Source organism: Ruminococcus sp. SR1/5 (genome assembly GCF_000209835.1).
Taxonomy (GTDB): Bacteria; Bacillota; Clostridia; order Lachnospirales; family Lachnospiraceae; genus Blautia_A; species Blautia_A fusiformis.
Genome location: NC_021014.1, coordinates 283783 through 308250, shown reverse-complemented (window position 1 = coordinate 308250; position 24468 = coordinate 283783). Strand labels below are relative to the sequence as shown.

Genomic DNA, 24468 nt, shown 5'->3' with positions numbered 1-24468 from the left:
GCCCGGTGACTGTTCATCATCGGGCGGTGTCGGTATGAGGGAACAAGGCAAGGCGGCAACATTAAGGTATCTATAAAACCCTTGCCGTCTTTGCCACGCTTGCCGTGTTCCTGTTGTCAATCTCGGAGATAGCAGACCCATGCTGTGCCGTCTTTCTCGGTCACAAGTCTGTCCCCGATACGGCTCTTTGCCGTTCTCATGGTGCGTGAGGAAATCCCACGCTCATTGACTGCCTTTTCCAGCTCTGCACTCGGCATACGCTTTCCGTCCGCAAGCAGTTCCAGAATGAGCATTTGCGCCTGTGCGGTCTTGCTTTCGGTCTTGGCGGTGTCTGTCCCGGCAAGAAGCTCGTCAGCGGTAATGTCATAAGCCCCTATCCACTCAAAGCCTTTCTCGTCTCCCAGAGAAAAGGCAAGGGACTGTCCGGGCGGCGCAAGGGAGCTTTTCTCATGGATAAGCACCCTCGTTGTGGGACTGTCCTTCAGCTTGCCGATAAAGAGCAGACTGCGGACTGCCGCCGTAATGTCGATAGACCCTAATCCCCGGTAGGTGCTTTGCGTTCCTGCGGCTTTGTTCAGGTGTCCAATCAGCACGATAGCGCACCCGGTAGCCTGTGCAATGTCTCCCAGACTGCGGAATATCGGGCGCACCTCGTTTGCTCTGTTCATGTCCACATCTGCGCCCAGAAACGCCTGTACCGGGTCAATGATAACAAGCCTTGCGTTGTTCTCCCGGATTGCCCTTGCTATGCGCTCATCGGCAAGGGTCAGCGGTGTGTCCCTATCGTCAATGACAAGCACTCGTTCAAGGTCTGCGTCAGCTTCCATCAGCCGGGGCTTAACGGTATCGCCCAAACCGTCCTCGGCGGTCTGATAGATGATATTAAAAGGCTCAATTGTTTCCATACCGGGCAAGGGCTTTCGGTTGGTGCAAGCCGCCGCAAGACGCATGGCAAAGTAGGTCTTTCCCTCGCCGGGGTTGCCCTGTATGATCGTCAGCTTTCCAAAGGGGATATACGGAAACCATAGCCAATCCACGCTCGTCAGCTCCACATCTGCCATACGGAGCATGGGGACAGGCTGGGCGGTGGGCAGCTCTCGTAGCGTGATTGTTTCCGCTATAAATTTGCGGCTGGGAATGTCCCCTTGCTGACGGAGAACATCGTTCCAGTCTTTCCTTGCCGGGACAAGGCGAATGACGGCGATCTCGCCGGGAATGTCCTGTGCCAGCCGGGTGCAGGCTTCACTTCCTGCGGTGTCGCTGTCAAGGCAGAGGAACACTTTTCGGGTGTCCTTGCGTTCAGAAAGGAAACGGTCAAGGGCTTTGCCTGAAACGCCGCCCAGGGCAAGGTAGCTCCTTGTCTGCCAGTCCTGCGGATAAAGGCAGATAAAGGACAAAAGGTCAATCGGTGCTTCAAAGACAAAGAGCTGGTTGCCGTTTCCCTCATAGTGGAACGGATAGGATTTGTCAGACCCGGCAATGTCCTGTCTGAATGGGTCTGCCGTTCCTCGCACATGGGCGTATCTCGGCGTACCGCTTCGGTCTCTGCCGACAAACACAGCATTGTGCCGCTTTGCGTCCTCGTAAATATCCCCGGAAAGAAGAAAAGCCTCAACAAGCGTTTTGTTGAGACCTCGGCTTTCGCAAAGATATTGAATTGCTCTGTCGGCTGTTCTGTTGTGCAAGGGCAAGTGAAACGCTGTGGGCGGTGCTGTGGCGGCTTCGGTCTGCCCCTCGCCGCTTTCGCCGGTCAGAAGCTGGACGGCTTCGGGAAAGGACTTGCCGTAAAACTCCATGACAAAATCAATGGGATAGCCGCCCTTGCTCTGGCTGTGTCGAAACCACTTGTTTCCACGGACGGTCAAGCTGTCATGTTCTTTCCAGCGGTATTCTCGTCCGCTTTTGATTAGCGTCTCTCCCTGTGTGCGGAGAAAATCTTCCAGACTGACGGCGTTTGCCCGGTCAATCTGCGCTTGGGTATAATTCATCGGGATAGTTCCTCCTTTTTGTGTCGTGTTTGGGGTCGATTTTGGTGCATTTGTTCCTCTGTACGCTCGTTAAATCGGGCGGCAGTATCTACACATGACTTGACCTTCCAAAGACGGTGTAAATCGTCTCTGACAGTCTTAAACTCGCCATAGGTGGTGTTGTGCGCCTGTTCCAGCTCGTCATACTCTTCGGTCAGCTTTTTCATATCCACCTTGCCGTCCGGGAACTCTCCGGTCAGCTTGCGTCTGGCGGCGTAGAACTGTTTCAGTTCCGCTTCATGCTCTGCCTTGTACTTGGCTCTGGGCTTCTCAAACTTGATTTTCTGCAAGCCGTCATAGACAGGCTTCAAGCTCTGGAAAGCAGCGGAGCTGTCATAGAGCTGCTTAATTGCTTTCATTCGGGCGGTCTGTTCGTCCAGCGTTTTCTTCAAACTCTCTGTGGCAGCACTGTGTTCGCTGACACGGCGTTCCAAATCCTCAAGGGAGTAAATGCCGTTTGCCCGGAGATAATTGAAAGTATCGTTCATCTCCTTTAGGTTGCTGATTTTGCCTTTCTGGGAATACGCCCCGGCTTTGCGCTGGGTGTAATAGGCGTTCAGCAGAGAAACAAGGTCGGGTGCCTGTGGCTTGGCAAGCTCGGCTTTCATATCCGCTATCCAGCCCATAAGCGAAGTGATTTTCTTCTTGATGTCCCGGATCACGGCGTTGGTGGCTTTGATCCAGCGGTTGAACTCGCCTTTCTCGGTGCGGATACCTTTCTTCTCCATTGCCCGGACGGTTGCGCCTTCATGGATAGTGGGAAGTAAATCCACGCCTTGCCGTTCATAGCTGCGGTGGTCGATACGAACATCAAGCCCTTTTTCCGCAAACTTGGCATTGCATAGCTCCGCCCATGTCTGCCGCCAATGTTCCAGCGTTTCGGGACTGCCCCAGTCGGTAGTGGGAACGGCATTGAAAACATACTCGCCGTTCTGGTCTCTGATACGATTTCCGTCCTCGTCCAGCTCGTACACTCGTCGTTGCTTTAGCCCCCATTTACCGTCCTGCTCGATGGGGCGGATGGGACAAAGCACATGGAAGTGTGGGTTTGGTATGCCGCCGTCCTCCCGGTCTGGCTGGTGTACGGCGAAGTCAACCACCATGCCACGGCTCACAAAGTTCTCCAATAAAAATCGCCTTGCAAGAGCGATGTTTTCCTCAAGGGAAAATTCATTCTGCAAGGCAATGTCAAAGCTGTATGCAAGCTGGGCGTTCTTTCCACGCTCGGCTTTTTCCACGGCGTTCCATAGGGTCTGGCGGTCTGCGTATTCTGGCGGTGCATGGGACGGCAAGAGAATGTCAGAGCAGATCACGCCGCCCTTGCGGGTGTAGTCGCTGTATTCGCCGTAATACTCGCTATACAATCGCTCCCCGGCACGGTAGGCGGCAGAAGCAATAGCGGACTGTCCTGCGCTTCGCTTAGTCTGCGTGACGCTCAGATGAAATAGTGCCATCGGCTTTCAACTCCTTTTCTCTGTTCGCTTGGTTGGTGTGAGTAATCGCCATGTGACGGACGGCTCGCTGGACTTCGGACAGAGAAAAGATGTACTCCATCAGCTCTGTCATTTCGGTGCGTGTGAGATCTTTGACCTCCGGGGCAAGGCTCTCAATCGTGCCGCCCAGATTGCAAAGACGATGGGTGCGTTTCTGCCTTTCGCCTTTCTCCAGATATTTCTTTCTGTTCTCAAGACGGTTGAGCTTGTGCTTCTCCTGTGCAAGCTGCGTCTCGGCTCGTTCCTTTTCGGCTCGGAGCTGTTCAAGGGTTTTCGGTTTTGTCATTGTGATTGACCTCCTTTTTTGATTTTTGGGATAAAAAAAGACCGTCAACTTTTCGCATAGTGCGACCAGTCAACGGTCAGTTTTTCGGTATTCAGTTTTTCAAACTTGCTGGCGGCGAACAGCATTTTATGCTGTTTGCGGACGGCAAGTCCACAAGGGATAGCCGCTTTAGCGGCGCAAGGGGGTGTAGCCACCTTGACGGAACGAAGTGACGCAACATTCTCGGTCAAGCAGTTTTCTTCTGCTGACGGAGAATGAAGCTCCGCAGGACGCACGATACTCCCGATAGGAGAGTATAGAAGTGCGCCCTTTAGTTCCTAAAGGGATTTTCTTCTGACCCAAATTACATAAAATGTAGATCAAGACATTTCTAAGAGGTACTCTCAGATTTTCACAACATAAGGTTCATCTTCAATAATACCCTGATCGTGGGTAACAATGATAACCGTTTTACCTTCTTCATTGAGTTCGTGCAATAACCTCATAACAATATCTCTATTTTTCTTGTCAAGTGAGCCAGTAGGTTCATCTGCCAAAACAACAGAACATTTTTTCATCATAAGACGAGCTAAAGCAACTCTCTGTTGTTCACCACCGGAAAGCTGATAAACTTTTTTGTTAACTTCCTTTGATAACCCCACACGATTAAGAGCTTCTTTAAGTGATACTTTAGTTCGGCTTGATTTTTTAATCAAACTTAAATTTTCTTTAACTGTCTTATTTTCAAGCAGTGCAAAATTCTGAAAAAGAAACCCCACTGTATCCGCAAAAAACTGTTTTATTTTAAGCCGGGTAATATTCAGCCCTTCGATTATGATACTGCCGCTATCCGGCTTTTCGATACCACCAATCATATTGAGCAAAGTGCTTTTTCCACTGCCGCTATCCCCGCTGATTACTACAAAACTTCCATCCGGAATTTCCAAATTAAAGTTGGAGAAAATTATTTTCTCTCCAAATGCTTTATTTAAGCCACGAATTATAATCATAAACATCCACCTTTCAAGGACTTTGAGATATTTGTTTTTTCAACCCACATAACATTTGTGAAAATGATTGCCATTTCAATAATGGTGAGCAATGCTCCAACCAGTAAAGCAATCCCGACACTTGCGTTAGATATAAAAAGCGAAACAATGCAAATCAATATCACAACGGCTATATTTTCTAAGAGATTAACGGAAATAAATCTTTTGTGCCTTTCATAAAAGCGATAGCCCAAAACCTTTTTGAGGGAGATTTCCATCGCATTAAGTCTAAATTCCATTTTCACTTCAGATATGACGATAGCGATATCTAACAGCAATACTAATACGCAAAGAGAGCTTATAAAGCCAATCAGTTTCACGAGGAAACTATGACTATAAGTATAATCCTCCCCGACATTCGTCAGCATAAAATAGTGTGGACCAAGCTGTTCTGCATATTTTTTCGCAGCATTACGAATTGTGCTTTCATCGCATCCGTAGATCACCTCACCATTATATGTTCCTGTTTCGATATAACTTCCATTCAAAGCAACAGCCTCATTTGCCTGATAAATAACAATCGGATTTGTTGCTCTTGACAATCCGTCAATAGCCTCTTCTCTGTTCGAATTGAGATAATAAAATTGCTCTCTGCCAGAATATTCTTTATAAACAACACGCAGTTCTTCTGCATTTTGGGTAAGAGAGTCAATTTCCTCTTTTGCGATATCTTTGTATGATTCCGCATTTTTTCCCTTTGGCACGAAGACCACGATATCCTCTTTTTCATCATCTTCAGTAAGCATATCAGAAAACCCTTGCAGCATATCTCTGGCATTATGATTTACAAAAATATAATTATCCGTATCGCTTATCCGGCTGCCTATGCAGACCACCGGATTTATAGTGTTGTATTCATTTTCGTAAAGGTCATTCCAAAATTCGCTCTCTTTGGATTCCTCCTCATTTTCTTCAAAAGGAGGTTCAATCTGCATAACTCCAAAATAGTAATCATTATAATGATTTTCTAAAAGAGTAGTGTTTGTAAGTAAATTACCTTGAATGCTACTGAGATTTGTAGTTATTGTAAAAATCGTCATAGCAGTAGCAAATACTTTAAGACCGTTCAGAAGATAAAACATACCTTTTTTATCTGAAGCATTGGCAAAGGCTTTTTTTACATCAAAGCGGACAAAAGCAGCATAAGGAATTACGGAAAGAACTGCTCCGGCACAATACACTGCCAAAATGAGATGATCTTCATACGCTCCCGATATAAATTGAGAAACAAGCAACTTTGCTAAGACGAATAATGCAGCATATGAAATCATATCAGCCACTACAGCTTTTAGAGCAATCACAGCAGCATTTTCGCCCAGAGAAGCTCGTACAACTACTTCCTTTTGTCTGCGTATCACCTCAATCATATTAAGTACAATCATCAATATGGCAACCAGGCCCCAAACAATGAACATCATATCAGTTTCGGTTGATTGCCAAAACTCTGGCTGCGATATAGAATATTCTTTTGCCAAATCTTGATATGTGGCAATAATGTCATCATCGTCACCGATATAGCTGACCATTATTTCCTGTCCATTGCCTGTGTTTTTTGCTTCTCTAAAATCTTCAAATTCTATTACGGTGATTCCGCCTATCAAAGCCGTATATGTTTTTTCCTCAATATCCATTGTGCTTTTAAGACTATCCCGAACAACGGTATCATCACCATAAATATAAAGTCTTGTCTGATAATTAGAAACTCTCTGATTAAAAGTCGAAAAAATATGAACACCATGCTTCTCAGCTGTATCTTCTGCATTGGCTAAAAATGAATCCATATCGTCATTAGTAGTTGTGTATCTGGACGATAAATAATAAGCACCATTAAAGTTCCAGAGCATATTTTGATATACTTCAGCTTGCATAACAAAAGCAAAAATAATCGTAATCAACAGCAATATATTTCTTATATGTTTCATTTAAAATTCTTAAACCTCCTTTGAATAGGTAACAGACACACGATTGCCCAAAATACTAATATGGATTTTTTCATACAACCACATTCTCTTGTTAGATTCTAATTTTCCGTTTTCTTTATTCGCATAAATTGTACCATAAAACTCGTGAACAATTCTACCGCAACTTTGGACTACATGAGAAAAGTCCGAACAGTTTTCTGCCCGGACTTCCTCGCTCAATCATAAATCAATTCCACTTTCACAATCTCCTCTGCCTGTGCCTTGCAAGCGTTCATCTGCCGCACCCATTCCATTTGGTTTTCGGCTTTCAGTTGCTCGGTCACGCCGTTTTGCTCTGCCAGTGACCGCACGATCAGCTCCATGCGGTTTCGTGCTGTTTCGTCAATCTCGGCGCAATGCTCAAAGAGCTTGTCGGATAGCACCAGCTCATTGAACAGTATCGGACGGTGCATTTCCAGATACGCCTTGCGAAGTCTGCCGTAGTGTCCGAGGGGCTTGGTCTTGCGGATAATGATGTTTGGGATAAGATAATCGCCGTTCTGTGTGTAAGTGATATTCATGCTGTTTGTACTCCTTTCATCGGCTCTCTCTGCGGTAAACTGCTGACAGGGACGAACACGCCCTTTGCAATGTCCTCCGCACGAATGGCGGCTTTCTTGGCTTCGATTTCTGCCTTTTTCCGCTTTTTGATTTTGTCCTCGTATCGCTTCTGTGCTCCGCTGGCTTTCCGCTTCAAGTAGTTCTGGTGGAGCCTGTCCTTGCGTTCCTCACGCTTGCGGATTTCCTCTAATTCCTCCGGGGTAAGCTCCACTTCGCCAAACGCAGGGGGAACGAAACGACCCACGAAATTGAAGTAAATCTCGACCTCCTGTGTGGTCTGAATACTGCCCTTGCGGTCACGCTCATGCACAAGGATTTTCTCAATAAACTCATTGAGCATGGCAATCGTCAGCTTGTCGAAGTTCTCATACTTGTCAATCAGAGCGATAAAACGGTCAGCGTCCTTTTCGTGCTTCTCGTAGCTCTTGATAGCCTTTTCCAGAACAGAGATTTCAGCGGTAAGCTCGGTCTGCTCCTTTTCATATTGAGCGTCCAGAGTGGCATATCTGCTGTCAGACAGCTTTCCTAAAATGTTGTCCTCATAGATTTTGCAGAGCAGGACTTCCAGCTCGGAAACTCTCTGCTTTGCGGTGGCAAGGCGTATCCGCTGTTTCTTGACCTCTGCCGTCTGCTGGCTGGACTGCGCTTCCTGCACCACTCGGACAAACTCGGCTCTGTCATGCTTCGCATACTCGGCAATAGCTTTGAGCATTTCGGAAACAAGGGACAGTACCACATCTTCATTGATACGGTGCTGTGTCGTGCAGAGCTTTCCAACTGGGACTTTGCTGTATTGGGAACAGGTATATTGAGAAATACGCTTGCCGTTGTTGGTACGGTGGACATACATCTTGCCGCCGCAATCGGCACAATAAAGCAAGCCTGTGAGGGGAGCTGCTTCGCCCCAGCCGTCCGGGTAGCGTCTGACATTCCCACGGATTTTCTGCACAAGGTCAAAGGTCTGCTGGTCAATGATAGCTTCATGGGTATTCTCGAAAATTGTCCATTCGTCCTCCGGGACATAATGGCTTTTCTTGTACACTACATATTCCGGATAACGGATCTGTATTGCCTGCCAAAAATATGGTGCATATGCACAGCAGAAGATATCCTCTACTGTATACTGTCTGCACTCGTTTACCTGTTCCTCTGCATCTTCATAATCCCAAACACTTGGCGTGCTGTTACAGTACAGATTAAATGCCATCCTTACCACTTTTAAGCTACCGCTTGTCTGCCATCCTTCATGTAAACATTTCGTTTTAACAGACCCCGTTTTAAAATTATAAATTCTGTCAGCATTTTTTCTGGTATCTCCATTAATACCCAGACAATAACACAATGCCTTATGGTACACATCCTGATACCGTACTTCTTGTAATTTTTCATAGTAGAATTTTTCATGTGCATCACTGATAAAAATAATGTTTTCTGCTCCTAACGCTGTACTTTTCATTTTGAACCTCCTTGAAATAAAAAAGGACCTTACCAATTGTTCTACCAATTAATAAGGTCATACTATATGTTACTTTTCTAAATTCGTGCTAGGGATTCCTCTTTAGTAAAAACTTAGTAAAACATCCCTACTGGTTCAAAAATATACTGTAAAATCAAGGTTTTTCAGAATTTTGCTAAGGTAGTGCCGTGGCAGACAAATAACACTCTAATCATCTATTTTTAACTCCTTTTTTATCTCAGATTATCTCGGTTTTTCCTTATTTTTCAAGCATTTGCGCACTTTTTCAGTCTATCAAGATTTTTCCCATTTCTCGGCTTATTTTGGCTTATCTCGGTATGTTTCTTCCTTCAAATGGTCTAAAATATGGTCTAAAATGGCCTCGGATTTCAAATTTAGACCAGCCGACATTTGCCGTTCTCCTATGTCTGAAATCTTTGATTTTCCAAAAAAATTTGGTCTAAAAATTTTACCCTTTTTCAATCTGTTTTAGACCACGACCATCTTCAAAGCCTTGAATTTACTGACTTTCTAGCCATTTTACGAAATGGTCTAAATTAGACCATTTACCCCCATCTTCTTGAATTTGACCTTGTCCTCCTTCATACCTAACTGCCGAAACTCATTTTCAGCTTCTGCCTGCTTCCTGGCAAGCTTCTCCACTTCTTCTCTCGCGTCATCCAGCTTAAGATGTGTATAGGTATTGAGAGTGACACTGATATCCGAATGACCCATCAGATACTGAAGTACCTTTGGATTCATTCCGGACTTCGCCATATTAGAGCAGTATGTGTGTCTGCATACATGTGGATGTGTCAAGTATAGGACAAAAAAATTTTATTTTTTCTGCCGAAGACTATCTGACGCTTCCATCAGGTAGTCCCAGCACCTTTATTATCTTTTGATAAGTCATTCTTGTCCTGCTCAAGTTATCTCTGTTCTGAAAAAATATCGTCAAAATTCCATTCGATTTCAATTTCATCCTGACTATGAACACGGATCACCTTGATAACCTCACGCAGCTTCTCTGTATCGAACTTCTGAATTCCCAAGAAATCTTTTAGTTTTATTTTATCAGAAAGTTCATTTTGTTCAAGAAGCTTTTTACTATTCTTCGCATCTTCTATCTTTCGTTTTATTTCATCCAGCTGTACACTTATCTTTTCAGCTCTCTGCTTATACGAATCACGATCTATACGACCATCTTTGTAATCATCATAGAGTTTCATCTTTTCCGAGGTCAACTGTCGGCTCTGTTTTTGCAATTCTGTAGTATTGATCTCTTTGTATTCACATTGTCTTTTGGAAGATACTTTCTTTCCTTTTTTCAACATTGACGCTGCATACTGACGGACAAGCCCAAGGATATTCTCCTCCATCGGTTCCCTACGAATCACCAGACTTCGGCACACAGGATCACCATTGGTTCTGGCATCTGAACATTTCAGCAGATGCTCTGTTTCTTTTAACAGAGAATGCCCACAGTTGGCACATATCAGCAAGGCCGGCTGTTTTTTACGTCTTTCCAGAGTAAAATTGGTGCGTGATTCTGCAACACTTCTCTTCTTTTTCGGATGCATTTCATTTGCTTTTTCAAACAATTCCCTGTCTATAATTGCCGTATGATGATTTTCCAGGCGAACCCATTCTGTTTCATCATTCAGAACTGCTTTATGGCCCGTATGCATACTGCAACGTGTTTTGCCCCAGATTCTGGTTCCAATATAAATCTCATCCCGGACGATTGCCGATACTGTCGTAGGGCTCCAGTGTTTCTTTTTGATCGTGTCAAACCTCTGGAACTGCACCTGATCCCCTCTTGATAATTTCTGCTCATCACAAGTAGCAATCGCCTGTCTGTTCAATTCCCTTGTAATATCTGCAAAACTTGTTCCCTCCGCTGCCATCTGAAAAATCATTTTCACGACTTTTGCAGCCTCCGGATCAACTTCCAGCCTTCCATCTTTTCCTTTTTTATAGCCATATCTGGCATTTACCGGAAGACGTGTACCATTTTTTGTTCTCGTCTGCATTGCTGATGAAATTTTCTTGGACAAATCCAGGCTATACATATTGTATACCAGATTCTGCAATGCCACATTCATTCCACCAGTCATTCCGCTGCTTGCTGCACTGTCATAGCTGTCATTAATCGAAATAAATCGAATCTGCAGAAGTGGAAAAATATATTCAATATAAAATCCAACTTCCAGATAGTCTCTTCCGAATCTGGAAAAGTCTTTTACAACTACACAGCCGATTTCTCCACTTTTCATGTCATCCTGCAGCTGTTGAAATCCCTGCCGTTTAAAATGAGTACCGCTGACACCATCATCCACATATTCCAGGATATCTGCCTCATCTACACCCAGCTGATCAATCACAAATGATTTTAACAGAATTCTCTGAGAAGTTACACTGTCGCTCTCTTTTTTAGCTCTGCCATCTACATTGTCATCTTCTGCGGATAAACGGATGTAAACAGCTGTTTTTCTATGATCTGTCATCTTGACTGCGCCTCCTTCTCTTTCTTTAATTTCTGTAAATCTGCAAACTGATCGTCATATACCAGCTTGATCTCATAATCATACTTACCATGGATAATAATTGAATCCACAAAGGCATCTGCCATTTCTTTTGTCAGCTTACGCTTTGACATATAAGTATGTATCACTTTTCCCCATCCTTCCTCGATATGATAATCCTTGGAATACCGTACCTGTGCCGCCAATACTACATCCAGGCGGTTCTTGATGTTTTCTATTTCATTGGAATAGATACGGGAAAACTGCATGTATTCTTCTTCTGTAATCAGACGTTCCGAATAATCCTCATATAAATCAGATTTACGCTTGCTGATCCTGCTCAACTCCCGCCGAAGTTTCCCCACTTCCTTATCCAGAAGCAAATACTGTGTCTGGTTTCTGGAAGCAGAATTCATTTCACGGATCAGTTTCTCTGTATCCAATACGGCTTTCATATGTGACTGGATCAGGCGAAGGACGTCTTCATCCACGTATTCTTTTTTGACTCTGTGCCCCTTACACTGATTTCCTCCGGATTTATGGTTCGCATCTGCACCACAGATATAATAAAATGTCCCTGTTTTTTCTCTGGACAACACCATGCGGTTCCCACAACCCCCACACCTGATCTTGCCGGTATAGAAATTATGATTCCGAATGGCTCCATTATTCAGCTGATGCTTCTTTTTGTATGCTTCCGTAAATTCCCGGATTTTTTCCTGTACCTGCCGGAACAGTTCTTTATCAATAATTCCTTCGTGGGTATTCTCAGCATAGAGCCACTCACTCTCCGGTAGATTTCTCTGCTTGTTTCCTTGAAAAACACTCTGCTGATATTTTCCATATACAGAATCTCCGGTACAATGGACATCCTGAAGTACACGTTTCACTTCATAATTATTCCAAGGTTTGGATTCCGGTGAAGGCTTTTCGCCTGTTTTATAATATTCCCTCTGCAAAGTCGGGGAAAGGATACCATCTGTATTCAGTCTTTTTGCAATATCGCTGTAGCTGCATCCATCCATATACATAGTAAAAATTTCTCGTAAATGTACGGCAGCCTCCTCGTCAACTACCAGCTGGTGTCTGTCCTGTTCTGATTTCCTGTATCCATAAGGTTCCCATGCACCAGTAAATTTTCCTTCTTTCCACAGGGCTTTTTTGGCACTGCTGCTCTTTTTTGCAAGGTCTTTGGAATAAAACTCATTGATGATATTTTTTAAGGGAACTGTCAGATCCACTCCCTCACGGAAAGAATCAAAGTCATCCGTCACAGCAAGAAACCGCACATGAAAAAACGGAAATACACGCTCAATATAATTACTTGTCTCTACATAATTCCTTCCAAGTCTGGATAGATCCTTTACAATCACACAGTTAATTTTTCCATGCTTGATATCTTCCATCATCTGCGTAAAACCAGGACGGTCGAAATTTGTACCAGAATAATCAGAATCCTTATATATTTCTGCAACTGCGATGTCTTCCGTATCTGCCACAAAGTTTTTCATCAGTTCCACCTGGGTTTCTATCGTTCCTCTTTCTAAGGTTTCTTCTGTTTCCATTGAAATTCTGGCATACAATCCTGCCCGGAACGGTCTGCTCACCTCTGTCTGGACGGTTGCACTGCTGACTACTTCCGGAATGTTTTTCCTGCTCTTTCGTGCCATTTTATACAACCTCCTTTACATTGACCTGCAGATTGTTATCATCATCTATTACCATATCAACTCCCATAGCAGGTAATTGATTCAGCAATGTCTGATAACAATCATCAAAATCAAAAGTGATCTCTATATTCTTTTTATCATATACTCTGATTTGCCTGATCAGTTCTACCACCACAGTGCGGGACAGTTCTTCAATATCCTGATATTTCACAAAATAATCCAGCCAGGTATTGGCTTTGTCTGCTTTTTCCAGCTCGTTATCCATTTCTTTCTGGATCGCACGGATACTCTCTTCCGCATTTCTAAGCCGCTTTCCATATGCTGCATGAAGCTCTACATAGTCTTCTTTTGATACAATGCCCTCTTTCATATCCGAATAGAGCATCATCCGTAACTCCTTACAGCGTTCTTTCTCCTGCTTTTTCTTCTCCAGCCTGTCCTGCAGCTTTTTCATATTGATCTCCTGAAATGGCACAGTACCGATAAATTCCAGGACTCTTTTCAGGTGCAGGATATTCTGGATATGCTGTTTCAACATCACTAATACGGCATCTTCCAGATCCTTTTCCGGTATTCTATGACTGGAACAGCGTTTTGTTTCTTTATTTGTGGAACATAGATAATAAGCATATTTTTTCCTGCCACAGTAGAAACCTTTCTTGTCATAGGTGCTCCACAATCCGCACATACAGCAATTCCGGATAACAGATATACCTGCTTTTGGTCAGGTGAAGTACGTGTATCCATGCCAAGAAGCCTCTGAACAATTTCAAAATCACGGTCACTCACCAGAGGTTCATGATTTTTCTCAATCCGGATCCAGTCATCTTCCGGTTTCACATAAGTCTGCTTCACTTTATGGTTTGGAGTTGTCCTTTTTCCCTGTACAAGGTTTCCGATATAAACCTCGTTTTCCAGTATCCTGCGGACCGTAACGGAACTCCAAAGTGCCTGTTCTTTCTGCCGGAAACCTGTTTCATAACGACTGCCGCTGCTTATTTTATACTCAAATGGGGAAAGAATACCCAGTTCATTTAAACGATTAGCGATCGCATCCTGACTCATTCCCTGCAGCTTCATCTTAAAAATATCCTGTACTACACCGCCCGCCGATGGATCAATCTCTAATTTATGCTTATCTGTCTTTGTCTTCCTGTATCCAAATGCTACAAACGGAGTCACGCACTCGCCTTTTTTCCTCTTAATCTCAAGATTACTCCTGATCTTAATAGAAATATCACGACAATAAGCATCGTTGATTAAATTTTTAAATGGGATAATGATTTCGTCTGCCTGATTCTTTCCCTTAAGACTGTCATAATTATCATTGATGGCAATAAAACGCACACCAAGAGCCGGGAATAATCTCTCGATATACTTCCCGGAATCAATATATTCCCTTCCAAATCGTGATAAATCTTTTACCACTACGCAGTCTACAATCCCATGCCGGATATCTTCCAGCATTGCCTGGAATGCAGGGCGCTCAAAATTAGAGCCTGAGTAGCCATCATCAACTCGGACTGAAACAACTTCAATATCTTTTTTGTCTTTCAGGAAATCCAGAATCAAAGCTTTCTGGTTAGAAATGCTGTTACTTTCCAGTTTTGCTGAACTGGAAATATCGCCATCTTCTTTAGATAATCTGACATAGATGGCGGCATGATAGATTTTGTTGATATTCTGATACATATCTTACCTCCTTTTATTACGTCAGAAAATCCATGTAATAAAAGGGGGCTGCATAATTTGTCCTTACCGACATTCTAACACAGTCCCCTCAATTTTACCAGTACTTTTTCAGACACTCAGAAGCATATTCTCAAATGCCTGCTCCATAGATATACCGTTATTTGCAAATCTGACTTTTACTTTCATATTACCGATCCGGACCAGATAAGGATTTCCTACTTTATTCAGAAAAATATCTCTCCGTTCCTGAAGCGATTTATTTCTGTCTGTTTTATCATCCGTAGATCAGTCATTTCATTGATATCCACATCACTGAAATCCTGATCCAGATAATTTCTATATTCCTCTGCTGTCATGCCCTTCTCCTTCCATTCCCATCTGAATCCGTACTGCTTTCAGTACCCGATCCAGGCTCCACTTATTTACTCTTCCGCATTTCTCAATAATACATTTTGTAGAAATACTCATAACCTGTTCAGCCAATGCCAGGCTTCCTTTTCGGATCCCTGTCATATCGTACTTACTGATAAATACATGTGTTGGCAAATACCGCTTCTTATATATTCTTGACGTCAGCGGAACTACTGTAATGACTGAACTGTATGTATTAGCTTTGTTGTTACTTACTACGATCACCGGTCTTACTCCACCCTGAACCGAAGTTGTCGGAAACATACCGAGATCCGCCCATAAGATATCTCCTCTTCGAATCGTCACTTGTCATCTCTCCAATCTTTTTTTATTTGTAAAGCATCCCTAGCGCTATATTGGCTCCACAGGAATACGGCAGAGTTCCTTTCCAAGATGGAAAGCTCTGCCGCATAACCTCTATAACCAATTTGATTATTAAACAGTGCTCGCTCGATTCTATTTATCCTCGATACCCCGAATCGTTACTCCTGCATCTGCAGGAAGGGAATAATAACCTGTCCGAATGCTATACTCCGGACCACAACCCAAAAACTCTCGTTTCCAGGCTCTGGCAGTTCATAGGTTTACCAATTACAGACTTCTCAGGGTCTGCAAGTGTATCGCATCTCACACATGTCATCGCATCACCAGCCTGCCGACTGGCTTTGGTCAGTGCTTTTTCGCAGCATTATTAGCTCTAAAAATGTTTTTACGTCTTATAATCCTATAGCGGCATCTTCCTCGTGCTCACTGTATGAAATGTCACGTCAGTTATTATTGGATATTCAGTTATCACGGTGCGTTTTAGGGAGTCCTTAAAGCTCCTCTAATTACTAAAGTCAAATGACTTCGGAAGATGCAAAAGATTTTGAAAAATTTTTTAAAAAATTTATTCATATACATTTCACGCATCTTATTAAGAATGGATTTCAGCTTGTATGACAGCATCTGTCTGGAAATTCCCATAATCTCTGCCATCTGTGTCTGTGTCTTGTTTTCAAAGAAAATACCGTAAATAATCATGCGTTCCTCGGAGTTCAGCTGATTGATCACTTTGTGGATATCCTGCTGTTCCATTTTTGTCAGCACACTATGCTCCACATCACAATTCAGATCCGGAAAATCCTCTATCATAAAGCCTTCTCCATCAATGGACTGACCACTGTAAGGTACTTCCCTCAACATCTTGTCCACGACCTCTCCCAATTCGTTTTTGATTTCTACCTTTTTTGCCTTGCTGCTTCTATAAAAATTGTTCATCGCATACGCAACCTCTTTTGTAATCTCAATCATCTCTCCATCAATATTTGCGTAATACTTTCCTTCATAAAAATATGGGTGTTCAATATACATGTCCGTTCCTCCTGAATTTGAAATCTCGTTGCTTGTTTCAAATCCAGAAGGCGGACCTCTGTTTAGAATCATGCCTGCTCCGCCTTTATCCTGCCGGGACATACCCGCAGTTATTGGCTGAGAAATTCAGGCACGAAAAAAAGCCCCAGTAGTTTTTTCTTAACTACTGAGGCCTTCGTCTCTTTCTTATATTCAGTTATCTATGCCTTCTTTCATCAGCATAATCATTGTATCAGGATAAAGTTCACAAAGTATCCGCAATACATTCCTATAAGTTCACATCATTATTGAAATCGTACATATTTCAGTATAAAAAGTTCACCGTGTTATTCTTCTACTTCTTTTCCATCTATATATAGTTGAAATTTATCAGGATTATTGACAACATCATAGTCCTTTCCATATTCTACAGGTCTGTATTCGGCTGTCATTACCGATTCCCCATCTTCAATATCCTCTTTCCATAAATAGATGTTCATATCAAGACTCGTCGCATATCCCCTGTCTGTGGAGAATTTTGTCGAATGAAAAGAATTCTCCTTGTACATCTGCAAAAGTTCTCTTGCAAACGCTTCTCTATCCTCAATATTTTCCCGGTTAGCTACTACGGTTAGATTTTCATCCTGATTTATGGAAAATGTTCCTACTACATCAGGTTCACCTTCCTTATGACCAGATTCAGGTTTCCCATAAATACTTCCTGTAGCAATTATCAAGATGACTGCTCCTGAGATTACTGCAATTATCTTTCTTTTCATATTTTCATTAATTTCCTTTTAATTGTTTTACTGCGTAATTGATTACTTCTTCCGGTGTGGGTCTGTCTCCTTTAAGTGTCATTTTCTTCCATTCTTCCTGCACATCCGGATCAGGATTATCAAATCCTGCATCTATGGCTATCTGCATTTCTCTGCGTACCTCTTCTGGTGTTGTGTTGTACTTTTTTGCAATTTTCTCATAAATAGTTTTCTCTCTCATTCATTTTCCTCCAATATATAAGTAGAATTACACATTGTTCTATAGAACTAATTTAGCATATTTCTATTATCATGAAAAGACACTTTACAATTTAAAGCGGAATAAAAAAGTCAAAAAAAAGAAGAGCTACTTGCTCTTCCCATTTTGTCATATTACTCTTCCAATAATGTATGAATTACTTTGATAATTTTTTCTGCTCTTTGATCGGAAGTTTTTCTATTTTCTCTGTCAGCTCATTGGTAACACCTGTAACTGAATGTGCCACAACATCAATCAAAAGAGTATCTGCAGAAACATCTAATGCATTTGCAATTGCAACAAAGGTATCCAATTTTGTAACTTTCAAGCCTCTCTCTATTACACTCACATGCGTCGGACTTAAATTTACTAATGCAGCCAGTTCCTCTTGCGTGAGATTTTTTGCTTCTCGTGCTGATTTGATTCGCTGTCCTACTGCCTTCAAATCCATCGTAACACCTCCTCCAGAACGAATAATCGTTCTGGATTTAGTATACTTGTGGATATCTTAAATATACAGAATCGCAAAGCCAAGTTCTAATTCTACAGAACTATATTTCAAGATTTTCTTTGCATATTCGTAAAATAGAGTTATGATTGAAGCAGCTAAATCAAAGGAGGTATCAAATCATGAAATCACATAAATACTGGTCCCTAGGCGCACTTTTCTGTATGTTGGGATGCATTTATTCTGGAATCAGAAAATCTATGACTGCACATAAATACTTTGCCTATTCTTCATTGCTTTGTATGGGCATGTCCATTTATTCCGGTCACAAACTGGTTTCTCCAAAGAAGAAAAAAATCACTGAATCAAACAATAGTGAAAATAATTGAACAAAAAATTGACCTCTATTCATCAAAGACAAAGTTGCTGGAGAGTTTTTTCCCTCCAACAACTTTCTTCATCTTTAAGCCATTGAAACACAATACTGTCCAATCAACTTCATCCAACTATTATATTTATTCTTTTCACACACCTTTCGGCAAATTTCATTTTCCATCAGTACACAGAACATCTTATCATAATCAAATGCCCAAACAGCACCATTCACATGGTTTTCCACTGCTTTCTGATCTATGCTTTTCAAGCGTGTGACCATTTTCTCAATTTCTCCATTTCCCAAGTTACCGATATTTTTGCAGATAAACCGAAAGAAATTCAACGTTGCATATTCGTCATGCCAATGGAACTCTTCTGGATTGTTTTTTATTTTACTGGCTCGCTGCTGTTCTTTGATTATCTGAGCAGCTACACCTTTCATCGAATCTTCGTATCTCATATTACTCACCTACTCTTCCTCTACGCCCAGTGACGGTTTAAATCTTTTATCCTTTGCCTGCGGTACCACGATCTCATGACGTAGGACATCTTGCTCCTGAGCAGACTGACTTTGGTGTGCGGATCTCTGGTGATAGTATGGAGCCACTTTATCATACAGACGATGTTGCATGGATTCAGAAAAAAGATTCTCTTGCTAATGGTGAAATTGGAATCTTCTATCTCAACGGCAATACTTACATCAAGGAATTACACGATGAGCCAGATGGTGTTTATCTGATCTCTTTAAATCAAAAATATCGTCCTATCCAAGTTTTGGAATCTGACTCTTTTAAGATTTTTGGAAAAGTAATCGGGAAATGCAAAGGTGCAGAAATTCCAGGATTTCATTAGATTTCAACAGCAGGTTCATGATCCTACTGATAACAATAAGCAAAGGAAGTGATTGAATGGCAATCAATAATACATTAAAAGATATTCGTGAAGAACGGAATCTCATTCAAGCAGATTTGGCTGAAGCCATAGGTTCCTGCAGCCAGACGATAGGCCGCATCGAACGTGGAGAACGAAATCCCTCTCTTGAGATTGCAATCCGGCTGGCACATTACCTGAAAGTGCCTGTAGAAGATATTTTTCAAGTTGAAGACTGAAGCACAACAGCCAGAAAACCGAGGAGTAAAATCCCCGGTTTTCCTTTTGCTCAAAAATCACTGTAATCCACTTACATTTTCTTCTTTTCTGCCTGCTCCGTCAATCAGGTCATAGCTCATATCCAAAAAGTCCAGTGTCTTAGCCTCACTGACAGAACCATCCAGTAAAATCGTGATCCAGTGCTGCTTATTCATATGGTATCCAGGTAAAAATCCATAAGTCTGAATAATCATATTCGTCATGTCCGGATCACACTTTACGTCCATGATATCAACCGGATCTTTTCCTTCTAATCCCAGTTTCGATTTTTCAACCGTCATGACCACAGCATACCATTTTCCATTCTTATGTCGTAGCACAGCATTATCTGGTGATTGTGCCCATAAATACTCCGGCACCGTACCATACTGTTTCTTCACATATTCAAAAATTTCTTCTTTCTTCACAGTTTATTCAACTCCTGATTCTTCTGATATCCTGCCCATAATCATACCATATTTTCAGTTCCCGTACTACCTGCCAAATTCTTTTGCATTTTCCCGGTTCTCCTGACTTTAACTAATAGAGGGGTAAAACAGCAAGGACAGGAAGTGAGGATACACTTCCGGGAAATCCCAATTTAGGGAACCCTACCCTAAATTGAAAAAACGCTGAAAGCAACGATACTACTGTCCTCTCAGAAAGGAGAACCCGCCAATGGCTGAAAGAAAGAGAAACAAAGAAATCCATTTCTATGTCACCGAAGAAGAACGAAAGTTAATCCGCAGGAAGATGATAGAATCAAAGACAAAAAACATGGGAGCTTATCTGCGCAAAATGGCAATCGACGGTTACATCGTCAACACAGATACCACTCCACTTAAGCATTATACGTAACTCCATACCCATTCACAACCAAAACAACCTTATTATTAACTTTATTTTGATTAATTCCATAGAAATATCCTGTTAATTTATTTTTTCCCGAATAAAATTCTATTTTTTTCTTCTGGGAATATCTGATTTTTTATCCGCTTCACAAATATCTATTCTCTTTCCAAACTGCATACGATACATTATGAACGTAAGCAAAAAACTCAAAGCAAGAATAATAAATGCCAACAAGATAATAATAATTATTATTTTCATGATAACCTCTTACTAATATTTAGGTATGCCGTTTCATTAGGAAAACAAATTTTTCATTATTATAATTATAATTTTTTGCTTTCCTAAAATACCAACGACATATTAAATTAATCCAAACTTAACACCGCACTCTGCAAGCAGTCATAATCCATAAACAAACAATGTGCAGAATACTCCTTGCATCTCAAGAACACAAATTGCACAACAATGTTTATAAATGACTTTTTTAATCTCAATACATTATGCCAGAGAACACACAAAACCTCAAATCACTCCTATCAAATATTAACCAATGGTATTTTCTGAATATTGCGTTTTCCTGCAACTTCTTTTCGTAATCTACTGAATTCTCCAACCTTCAGCCTGCTCACGAATACTAATAAAATCTCGATAGGTTCCTTTTTGTTTCAGTAATTCTTTATGAGTTCCTTTCTGCACTACCGTTCCTCCATCAATAACGAGAATCTGATCCGCATTTTCAATCGTCGCCAGTCTATGGGCAATCGTTATGATTGTTTTACCATGTGTCAGTGCGGAAATAGCCTCTTGAATCAAATGCTCATTCTCTGGGTCAATGCTGGCCGTGGCCTCATCCAAAATAACAATCGGCGCATCTTTCAGCATGGCTCTGGCAATCGAAATCCGCTGCTTTTCACCGCCGGAAAGAGAAGAACCGCCCTCACCAATGACGGTATCATATCCATCTGGCAAGGCCATAATAAAGTCATGGCAGCGCGCTTTTTTTGCAGCGGCAATCATCTGTTCCTCTGAAGCGTTCGGGCTGCCGAATTTGATATTGTTACGGATCGTATCCCGGAACAGATATACATTCTGGAACACCATACTGATATTTTTTAGTAAGCTGTCACAGGTAAATTCTCGAATATCTGTTTCTCCTAAAATGATTTTTCCGGCGTCAACATCATAAAAGCGTGCAATCAGGCTGCACAGGGTAGACTTGCCGCTCCCGGAGGGACCTACAATCGCTGTTGTGGTATTCTGCGGAATCGTGAAATTCACATCATGCAATACAGTCCGTTTATCGTAACCAAAGGATACATCCTGAAAAGTAATGTCATACGAGGTCGGTGTAATATCTTTTCCGTCCTGGTCGATATATTCTGCATTTTCCAGAGCTTCCAGCTTATTCATAGCGGAATCTATAAGACCCAGCATGTGAGCCGCGTCGTTAATGTTTTCCACACTTCCAAAGATTACGAAAGAAAACAGAACAAACATCAGGAAATAAGCAAGACTCATTTGCCCGTTAAGTGTCTGCCATGCACAGATAAACACAATCCCCATAGATGCCAGTTTTAAGGAGAACAGATGCAAGCAGTTAAATGGCGTATAGCCTTTTTCTACTTTGATATGAATATTTTTCAAATCCGTATTTGCCTTGCGGAAACTTTCGATAGAAGCCCCTTCCTGTCCGAACGATTTAACGATGGACAGCCCGCGGATATATTCAATCGCAGAGCCAGACATATCCTCCATGGCCTGGTGCGTGATAGCAGCGGTCTTTTCACTATGCCTGCTGATACCATGTAAGGCCAATGAGGAAAAGGCAACGCCGACAACAGAAATCACTGCTGCGGCTGGACTCAGGAAAAGGAAACACAGGAGAATTGCAATAAACTTTGCATATCCGTTGATGATGATGTCAACCATCTTCATTCCCTGCAATTCAAGTGTGGATAGCTCCGTGGTAACACCTGTCAGAATATCGCCCACGCTGTTTTTGGAAAAATATCCCAGAGGAACCCTTTTCAGCACATCGCCTAAATGGATTCGCTGCCCTGCGGCTACTTCATAACCAATGCTTTCCTGCAACACCGCCCGCAAATAAGAGAGTAGAAAGTTAAGCGCAATCGAGCCAACAGTAATCCAAAGCGTCTGCCAGATCAGGGAGGATTCTATTGTGTTGCCTGCCCAATAAGCTGCGATTGCTTTATCAAGGGCATAAGCGGCAGCCATTGTAGGGATCGCCGTAGACAGGCTGCTGAAAAAGGAAAAAACAGAGCCAAGATAGAGGCGTCCCTTATATTTCCCCGCCCATTTAATGATCCGTTTCATAGACTTAAACATGAGCGACCACCTCCTTCTTTTCACTCACAGACCAATTCTTCGCCCCGATGTGGGCTTTCCACATATCCGCATACAGCGGACACCGCTTCAACAATTCTCCCTGCTTTCCGCAATCCACAATCCGGCCTTTTTTCAACACGACAATCTGATCTGCGTTCTGAATGGTGGAAAGGCGGTGGGCGATCACAAGAAGAGTTTTACCCTTTGATAACGCCATGATAGATTTCTGAATTTTATCTTCGTTCTGCGGGTCAGTAAATGCTGTCGCTTCATCCAAAATAACAATCGGGGCATTTTTGAGGATCGCCCTCGCAATCGCAATTCGCTGTTTTTCGCCGCCGGACAGCCTCTTTCCGGCATCACCGGCAGGGGTATCATATCCTTTGTCCAAACGCACAATAAATTCATCACAGCAGGCCTCTTTCGCCGCCGCATATACTTCTTCATCTGTGGCGTTTGGATTTCCAAGACGGATGTTTTCTTTCAGGGAGCAATTAAACAGGAAGTTATCCTGCGTCACAAAACTGACCAGTTCGGAAAGCTGGCGTATAGACAACTCTTTGATATTCTTCCCCCCAATGGTAATGTTGCCACCTGTCACGTCCCAAAACCTTGCAATCAGACGGGCAATCGTTGATTTACCGCCGCCAGACGGTCCTACAAGTGCCGTAAAACTTCCCTCTGGCAATTCCAAGTTCACATCATGCAGTACTTCATTTTGCTCGGAGCCGTCATAGGAAAAGGTTACATGCTCCAACACAATATCATTGCGGGATATGGATACGATTTTCCCTGAATCCGGCAGCATAGGCAGGTTCAAAAGTTCATTTGCCGCCTCTACTGCATATTCCATAGACTTTGCTTCGTTAATGAAAGTGGTTGCTTTCATCAACGGCCCAACAATGCTGAGAGAAAGAATAATCCCCATTGCAAGCTCTGCGGGGGAAATACTTCCATTCTGTACCAGCAGAAGGCCGACAGGAAGAACCCCCAGTAACGTTGTTGGCATAATCGCCATCATCAGGTTCATCGTTTTCCATGTGCTCTTAAACCATGCCAGGGTAAACTCTTTGAACGACTGGACAGCATTAACAAATTTTTCATAGGAACTTGTGCTTTGATTAAAAGCCTTTACAACCTCGATGCCTTCCACATACTCAATAATAATACTGTTGACATGGTTATTTGCCTCCATATAAGCGGCGTACTGACTGTTATAATTCCTCATAAGGAAAAACATAGGAATCATGGCCAGCACCGGAGCAATCAGAACCGCCAATCCCATGCGCCAGTCAATGACCATCATCCAGGTAAAAATTGCAACAGGGAGTAGGAGGTTAGAAGTCAATTCCGGGATCATGTGTGCCAAAGGCGGCTCTAAATCCTCCACCTTATCCATGATGATATTTTTCAGATAGCCGATTCGCCGCCCCATCACTTCGCCGAGAGGCGCTTTCATCAGCCGGTCCGCAATTTTAAGCCGGATTCCTTCCAAAATGGTATAGGCTGAAATATGCGCCAGGATCGTAGAGATTCCATGGCAGGCAACCCGCAGCAGGTAGCCCGCTGCTCCAACCAGACACCAAATCAGAATGCCATTCAGGGTCACATTCTGATTGATAAATGCCAGCAGGATTTCATATACAGCCCAAAAAGGAATAAACCCTCCTGCAACGCTCAGAATGGCGCAGAATACCGAAAGAGCCATTTTCCCCTTGCATGGTGCGGCGAAGGAAAACAGAATTTTCACCCAATTATCTTTTTGCTGCTTCATTACAATCACCTTCCTTCTTTTTAGTCAGCAAAGAAAAAAGGATGGGTAGTCTTTGCTAACCATCCTCATTGTAGCAGTATTCAATT

Annotated in this window: 26 protein-coding genes and 2 pseudogenes; 4 read left to right on the top strand and 24 right to left on the bottom strand. The window is 42.6% G+C overall.

What is annotated here, in order from left to right:
• Positions 1–116: 116 nt before the first annotated feature.
• The 20 genes and pseudogenes from CK1_RS01600 to CK1_RS01515 form a co-directional block, all read right to left on the bottom strand.
• A complete protein-coding gene (locus CK1_RS01600) occupies positions 117–1988 on the bottom strand; it encodes an AAA family ATPase (protein WP_015524581.1) in 1872 nt (623 codons plus the stop codon).
• Complete coding sequence (mobQ, locus tag CK1_RS01595) at positions 1985–3481, bottom strand: MobQ family relaxase (protein WP_015524580.1); 1497 nt, start codon at positions 3479–3481, stop codon at positions 1985–1987. The genes CK1_RS01600 and mobQ overlap by 4 nt, the downstream gene beginning before the upstream one ends.
• A complete protein-coding gene (locus CK1_RS01590) occupies positions 3447–3806 on the bottom strand; it encodes a DUF3847 domain-containing protein (RefSeq protein WP_015524579.1) in 360 nt (119 codons plus the stop codon). The genes mobQ and CK1_RS01590 overlap by 35 nt, the downstream gene beginning before the upstream one ends.
• 44 nt (positions 3807–3850) lie before the next feature.
• Positions 3851–4036 (bottom strand): hypothetical protein, encoded by a 186-nt coding sequence (locus tag CK1_RS01585; RefSeq protein WP_005944784.1) that lies wholly within the window; start codon positions 4034–4036, stop codon positions 3851–3853.
• A gap of 153 nt (positions 4037–4189) precedes the next feature.
• Positions 4190–4795 (bottom strand): ATP-binding cassette domain-containing protein, encoded by a 606-nt coding sequence (locus CK1_RS01580; RefSeq protein ID WP_015524578.1) that lies wholly within the window; start codon positions 4793–4795, stop codon positions 4190–4192.
• Positions 4792–6756: a DUF1430 domain-containing protein gene (locus CK1_RS01575; protein WP_015524577.1), complete on the bottom strand. Its 1965-nt coding sequence runs from the start codon at positions 6754–6756 to the stop codon at positions 4792–4794. Before CK1_RS01575 ends, CK1_RS01580 begins: the two co-directional genes overlap by 4 nt.
• A 215-nt stretch (positions 6757–6971) precedes the next feature.
• The gene (locus tag CK1_RS01570; protein ID WP_002593326.1) at positions 6972–7316 is read right to left on the bottom strand and encodes a TnpV protein; all 345 of its coding nucleotides are present in this window, start codon (positions 7314–7316) and stop codon (positions 6972–6974) included.
• Positions 7313–8812 (bottom strand): DUF6075 family protein, encoded by a 1500-nt coding sequence (locus tag CK1_RS01565; RefSeq protein WP_015524576.1) that lies wholly within the window; start codon positions 8810–8812, stop codon positions 7313–7315. The genes CK1_RS01570 and CK1_RS01565 overlap by 4 nt, the downstream gene beginning before the upstream one ends.
• A gap of 552 nt (positions 8813–9364) precedes the next feature.
• Positions 9365–9574, bottom strand: a complete 210-nt coding sequence (locus CK1_RS01560; RefSeq protein WP_502685084.1) for an integrase — start codon at positions 9572–9574, stop codon at positions 9365–9367.
• A 167-nt stretch (positions 9575–9741) separates the two neighbouring features.
• On the bottom strand, positions 9742–11319 hold the full coding sequence (locus CK1_RS01555; RefSeq protein ID WP_012744257.1) for a recombinase family protein: 1578 nt from the start codon (positions 11317–11319) through the stop codon (positions 9742–9744).
• The gene (locus tag CK1_RS01550) at positions 11316–13007 is read right to left on the bottom strand and encodes a recombinase family protein (protein ID WP_015524574.1); all 1692 of its coding nucleotides are present in this window, start codon (positions 13005–13007) and stop codon (positions 11316–11318) included. The genes CK1_RS01555 and CK1_RS01550 overlap by 4 nt, the downstream gene beginning before the upstream one ends.
• Before the next feature lies 1 nt (position 13008).
• The gene (locus CK1_RS17790; RefSeq protein WP_353611207.1) at positions 13009–13545 is read right to left on the bottom strand and encodes a DUF4368 domain-containing protein; all 537 of its coding nucleotides are present in this window, start codon (positions 13543–13545) and stop codon (positions 13009–13011) included.
• A 54-nt stretch (positions 13546–13599) separates the two neighbouring features.
• Positions 13600–13695 (bottom strand): annotated as a pseudogene (locus tag CK1_RS17785) (hypothetical protein); the annotation flags it as partial.
• Positions 13696–13817: 122 nt separating this feature from the next.
• Positions 13818–14699, bottom strand: a pseudogene (locus CK1_RS17780) (recombinase family protein); the annotation flags it as partial.
• 108 nt (positions 14700–14807) lie between these two features.
• Positions 14808–14927, bottom strand: coding sequence for a DUF6870 family protein (locus CK1_RS17775; protein WP_353611206.1), 120 nt, complete (start codon positions 14925–14927; stop codon positions 14808–14810).
• 108 nt (positions 14928–15035) lie between these two features.
• Positions 15036–15416, bottom strand: coding sequence for a type II toxin-antitoxin system PemK/MazF family toxin (locus tag CK1_RS01535; RefSeq protein ID WP_012744261.1), 381 nt, complete (start codon positions 15414–15416; stop codon positions 15036–15038).
• Positions 15417–15914: 498 nt separating this feature from the next.
• Complete coding sequence (locus CK1_RS01530; RefSeq protein ID WP_306288677.1) at positions 15915–16463, bottom strand: sigma factor-like helix-turn-helix DNA-binding protein; 549 nt, start codon at positions 16461–16463, stop codon at positions 15915–15917.
• A gap of 326 nt (positions 16464–16789) precedes the next feature.
• Positions 16790–17221 (bottom strand): hypothetical protein, encoded by a 432-nt coding sequence (locus tag CK1_RS01525; RefSeq protein WP_012744263.1) that lies wholly within the window; start codon positions 17219–17221, stop codon positions 16790–16792.
• Positions 17222–17228: 7 nt separating this feature from the next.
• Entirely contained in the window at positions 17229–17441 is a 213-nt protein-coding gene (locus tag CK1_RS01520; RefSeq protein WP_012744264.1) for a sporulation initiation factor Spo0A C-terminal domain-containing protein, read from the bottom strand.
• A 175-nt stretch (positions 17442–17616) separates the two neighbouring features.
• A complete protein-coding gene (locus CK1_RS01515; RefSeq protein WP_015524570.1) occupies positions 17617–17910 on the bottom strand; it encodes a helix-turn-helix domain-containing protein in 294 nt (97 codons plus the stop codon).
• 179 nt (positions 17911–18089) lie between these two features.
• Here CK1_RS01515 and CK1_RS01510 point away from each other — a divergent pair, with 179 nt between their 5' ends.
• A complete protein-coding gene (locus CK1_RS01510; RefSeq protein ID WP_015524569.1) occupies positions 18090–18296 on the top strand; it encodes a DUF6219 family protein in 207 nt (68 codons plus the stop codon).
• Positions 18297–18370: 74 nt separating this feature from the next.
• Here CK1_RS01510 and CK1_RS01505 read toward each other — a convergent pair whose 3' ends face one another.
• Positions 18371–18742, bottom strand: a complete 372-nt coding sequence (locus CK1_RS01505) for a hypothetical protein (protein ID WP_012744266.1) — start codon at positions 18740–18742, stop codon at positions 18371–18373.
• A 53-nt stretch (positions 18743–18795) separates the two neighbouring features.
• Here CK1_RS01505 and CK1_RS01500 point away from each other — a divergent pair, with 53 nt between their 5' ends.
• Together CK1_RS01500 and CK1_RS01495 are read left to right on the top strand one after the other, a co-directional pair.
• Complete coding sequence (locus CK1_RS01500; protein ID WP_306288676.1) at positions 18796–19134, top strand: S24 family peptidase; 339 nt, start codon at positions 18796–18798, stop codon at positions 19132–19134.
• 56 nt (positions 19135–19190) lie between these two features.
• Positions 19191–19391, top strand: a complete 201-nt coding sequence (locus CK1_RS01495) for a helix-turn-helix transcriptional regulator (RefSeq protein ID WP_005344265.1) — start codon at positions 19191–19193, stop codon at positions 19389–19391.
• Positions 19392–19448: 57 nt separating this feature from the next.
• Here the strand turns inward: CK1_RS01495 and CK1_RS01490 are convergent, their stop codons facing one another.
• Positions 19449–19838, bottom strand: a complete 390-nt coding sequence (locus CK1_RS01490) for an MmcQ/YjbR family DNA-binding protein (protein WP_012744272.1) — start codon at positions 19836–19838, stop codon at positions 19449–19451.
• A gap of 250 nt (positions 19839–20088) precedes the next feature.
• Between CK1_RS01490 and CK1_RS01485 the strand changes: the two genes are divergently transcribed.
• Positions 20089–20268: a plasmid mobilization protein gene (locus CK1_RS01485; protein WP_015524568.1), complete on the top strand. Its 180-nt coding sequence runs from the start codon at positions 20089–20091 to the stop codon at positions 20266–20268.
• 591 nt (positions 20269–20859) lie between these two features.
• On the opposite strand, the gene CK1_RS01480 is transcribed toward CK1_RS01485, so the two are convergent.
• Together CK1_RS01480 and CK1_RS01475 are read right to left on the bottom strand one after the other, a co-directional pair.
• Positions 20860–22608: an ABC transporter ATP-binding protein gene (locus CK1_RS01480; protein ID WP_015524566.1), complete on the bottom strand. Its 1749-nt coding sequence runs from the start codon at positions 22606–22608 to the stop codon at positions 20860–20862.
• Positions 22601–24382 carry an ABC transporter ATP-binding protein gene (locus CK1_RS01475; protein WP_015524565.1) on the bottom strand — a complete coding sequence of 594 codons (1782 nt, stop codon included), beginning with the start codon at positions 24380–24382 and terminating at the stop codon, positions 22601–22603. Before CK1_RS01475 ends, CK1_RS01480 begins: the two co-directional genes overlap by 8 nt.
• Positions 24383–24468: the final 86 nt, after the last annotated feature.

Excerpts from the sequence above, each read along its gene's own strand:
- CK1_RS01600 (WP_015524581.1), bottom strand. The coding sequence starts at position 1,988 with ATGAATTATACCCAAGCGCAGATTGACCGGGCAAACGCCGTCAGTCTG.
- mobQ (WP_015524580.1), bottom strand. The coding sequence starts at position 3,481 with ATGGCACTATTTCATCTGAGCGTCACGCAGACTAAGCGAAGCGCAGGA.
- CK1_RS01590 (WP_015524579.1), bottom strand. The coding sequence starts at position 3,806 with ATGACAAAACCGAAAACCCTTGAACAGCTCCGAGCCGAAAAGGAACGA.
- CK1_RS01580 (WP_015524578.1), bottom strand. The coding sequence starts at position 4,795 with ATGATTATAATTCGTGGCTTAAATAAAGCATTTGGAGAGAAAATAATT.
- CK1_RS01575 (WP_015524577.1), bottom strand. The coding sequence starts at position 6,756 with ATGAAACATATAAGAAATATATTGCTGTTGATTACGATTATTTTTGCT.
- CK1_RS01570 (WP_002593326.1), bottom strand. The coding sequence starts at position 7,316 with ATGAATATCACTTACACACAGAACGGCGATTATCTTATCCCAAACATC.
- CK1_RS01565 (WP_015524576.1), bottom strand. The coding sequence starts at position 8,812 with ATGAAAAGTACAGCGTTAGGAGCAGAAAACATTATTTTTATCAGTGAT.
- CK1_RS01560 (WP_502685084.1), bottom strand. The coding sequence starts at position 9,574 with ATGAATCCAAAGGTACTTCAGTATCTGATGGGTCATTCGGATATCAGT.
- CK1_RS01555 (WP_012744257.1), bottom strand. The coding sequence starts at position 11,319 with ATGACAGATCATAGAAAAACAGCTGTTTACATCCGTTTATCCGCAGAA.
- CK1_RS01550 (WP_015524574.1), bottom strand. The coding sequence starts at position 13,007 with ATGGCACGAAAGAGCAGGAAAAACATTCCGGAAGTAGTCAGCAGTGCA.
- CK1_RS17790 (WP_353611207.1), bottom strand. The coding sequence starts at position 13,545 with ATGTTGAAACAGCATATCCAGAATATCCTGCACCTGAAAAGAGTCCTG.
- CK1_RS01530 (WP_306288677.1), bottom strand. The coding sequence starts at position 16,463 with ATGTATATTGAACACCCATATTTTTATGAAGGAAAGTATTACGCAAAT.
- CK1_RS01525 (WP_012744263.1), bottom strand. The coding sequence starts at position 17,221 with ATGAAAAGAAAGATAATTGCAGTAATCTCAGGAGCAGTCATCTTGATA.
- CK1_RS01520 (WP_012744264.1), bottom strand. The coding sequence starts at position 17,441 with ATGAGAGAGAAAACTATTTATGAGAAAATTGCAAAAAAGTACAACACA.
- CK1_RS01515 (WP_015524570.1), bottom strand. The coding sequence starts at position 17,910 with ATGGATTTGAAGGCAGTAGGACAGCGAATCAAATCAGCACGAGAAGCA.
- CK1_RS01510 (WP_015524569.1), top strand. The coding sequence starts at position 18,090 with ATGAAATCACATAAATACTGGTCCCTAGGCGCACTTTTCTGTATGTTG.
- CK1_RS01505 (WP_012744266.1), bottom strand. The coding sequence starts at position 18,742 with ATGAGATACGAAGATTCGATGAAAGGTGTAGCTGCTCAGATAATCAAA.
- CK1_RS01495 (WP_005344265.1), top strand. The coding sequence starts at position 19,191 with ATGGCAATCAATAATACATTAAAAGATATTCGTGAAGAACGGAATCTC.
- CK1_RS01485 (WP_015524568.1), top strand. The coding sequence starts at position 20,089 with ATGGCTGAAAGAAAGAGAAACAAAGAAATCCATTTCTATGTCACCGAA.
- CK1_RS01480 (WP_015524566.1), bottom strand. The coding sequence starts at position 22,608 with ATGTTTAAGTCTATGAAACGGATCATTAAATGGGCGGGGAAATATAAG.
- CK1_RS01475 (WP_015524565.1), bottom strand. The coding sequence starts at position 24,382 with ATGAAGCAGCAAAAAGATAATTGGGTGAAAATTCTGTTTTCCTTCGCC.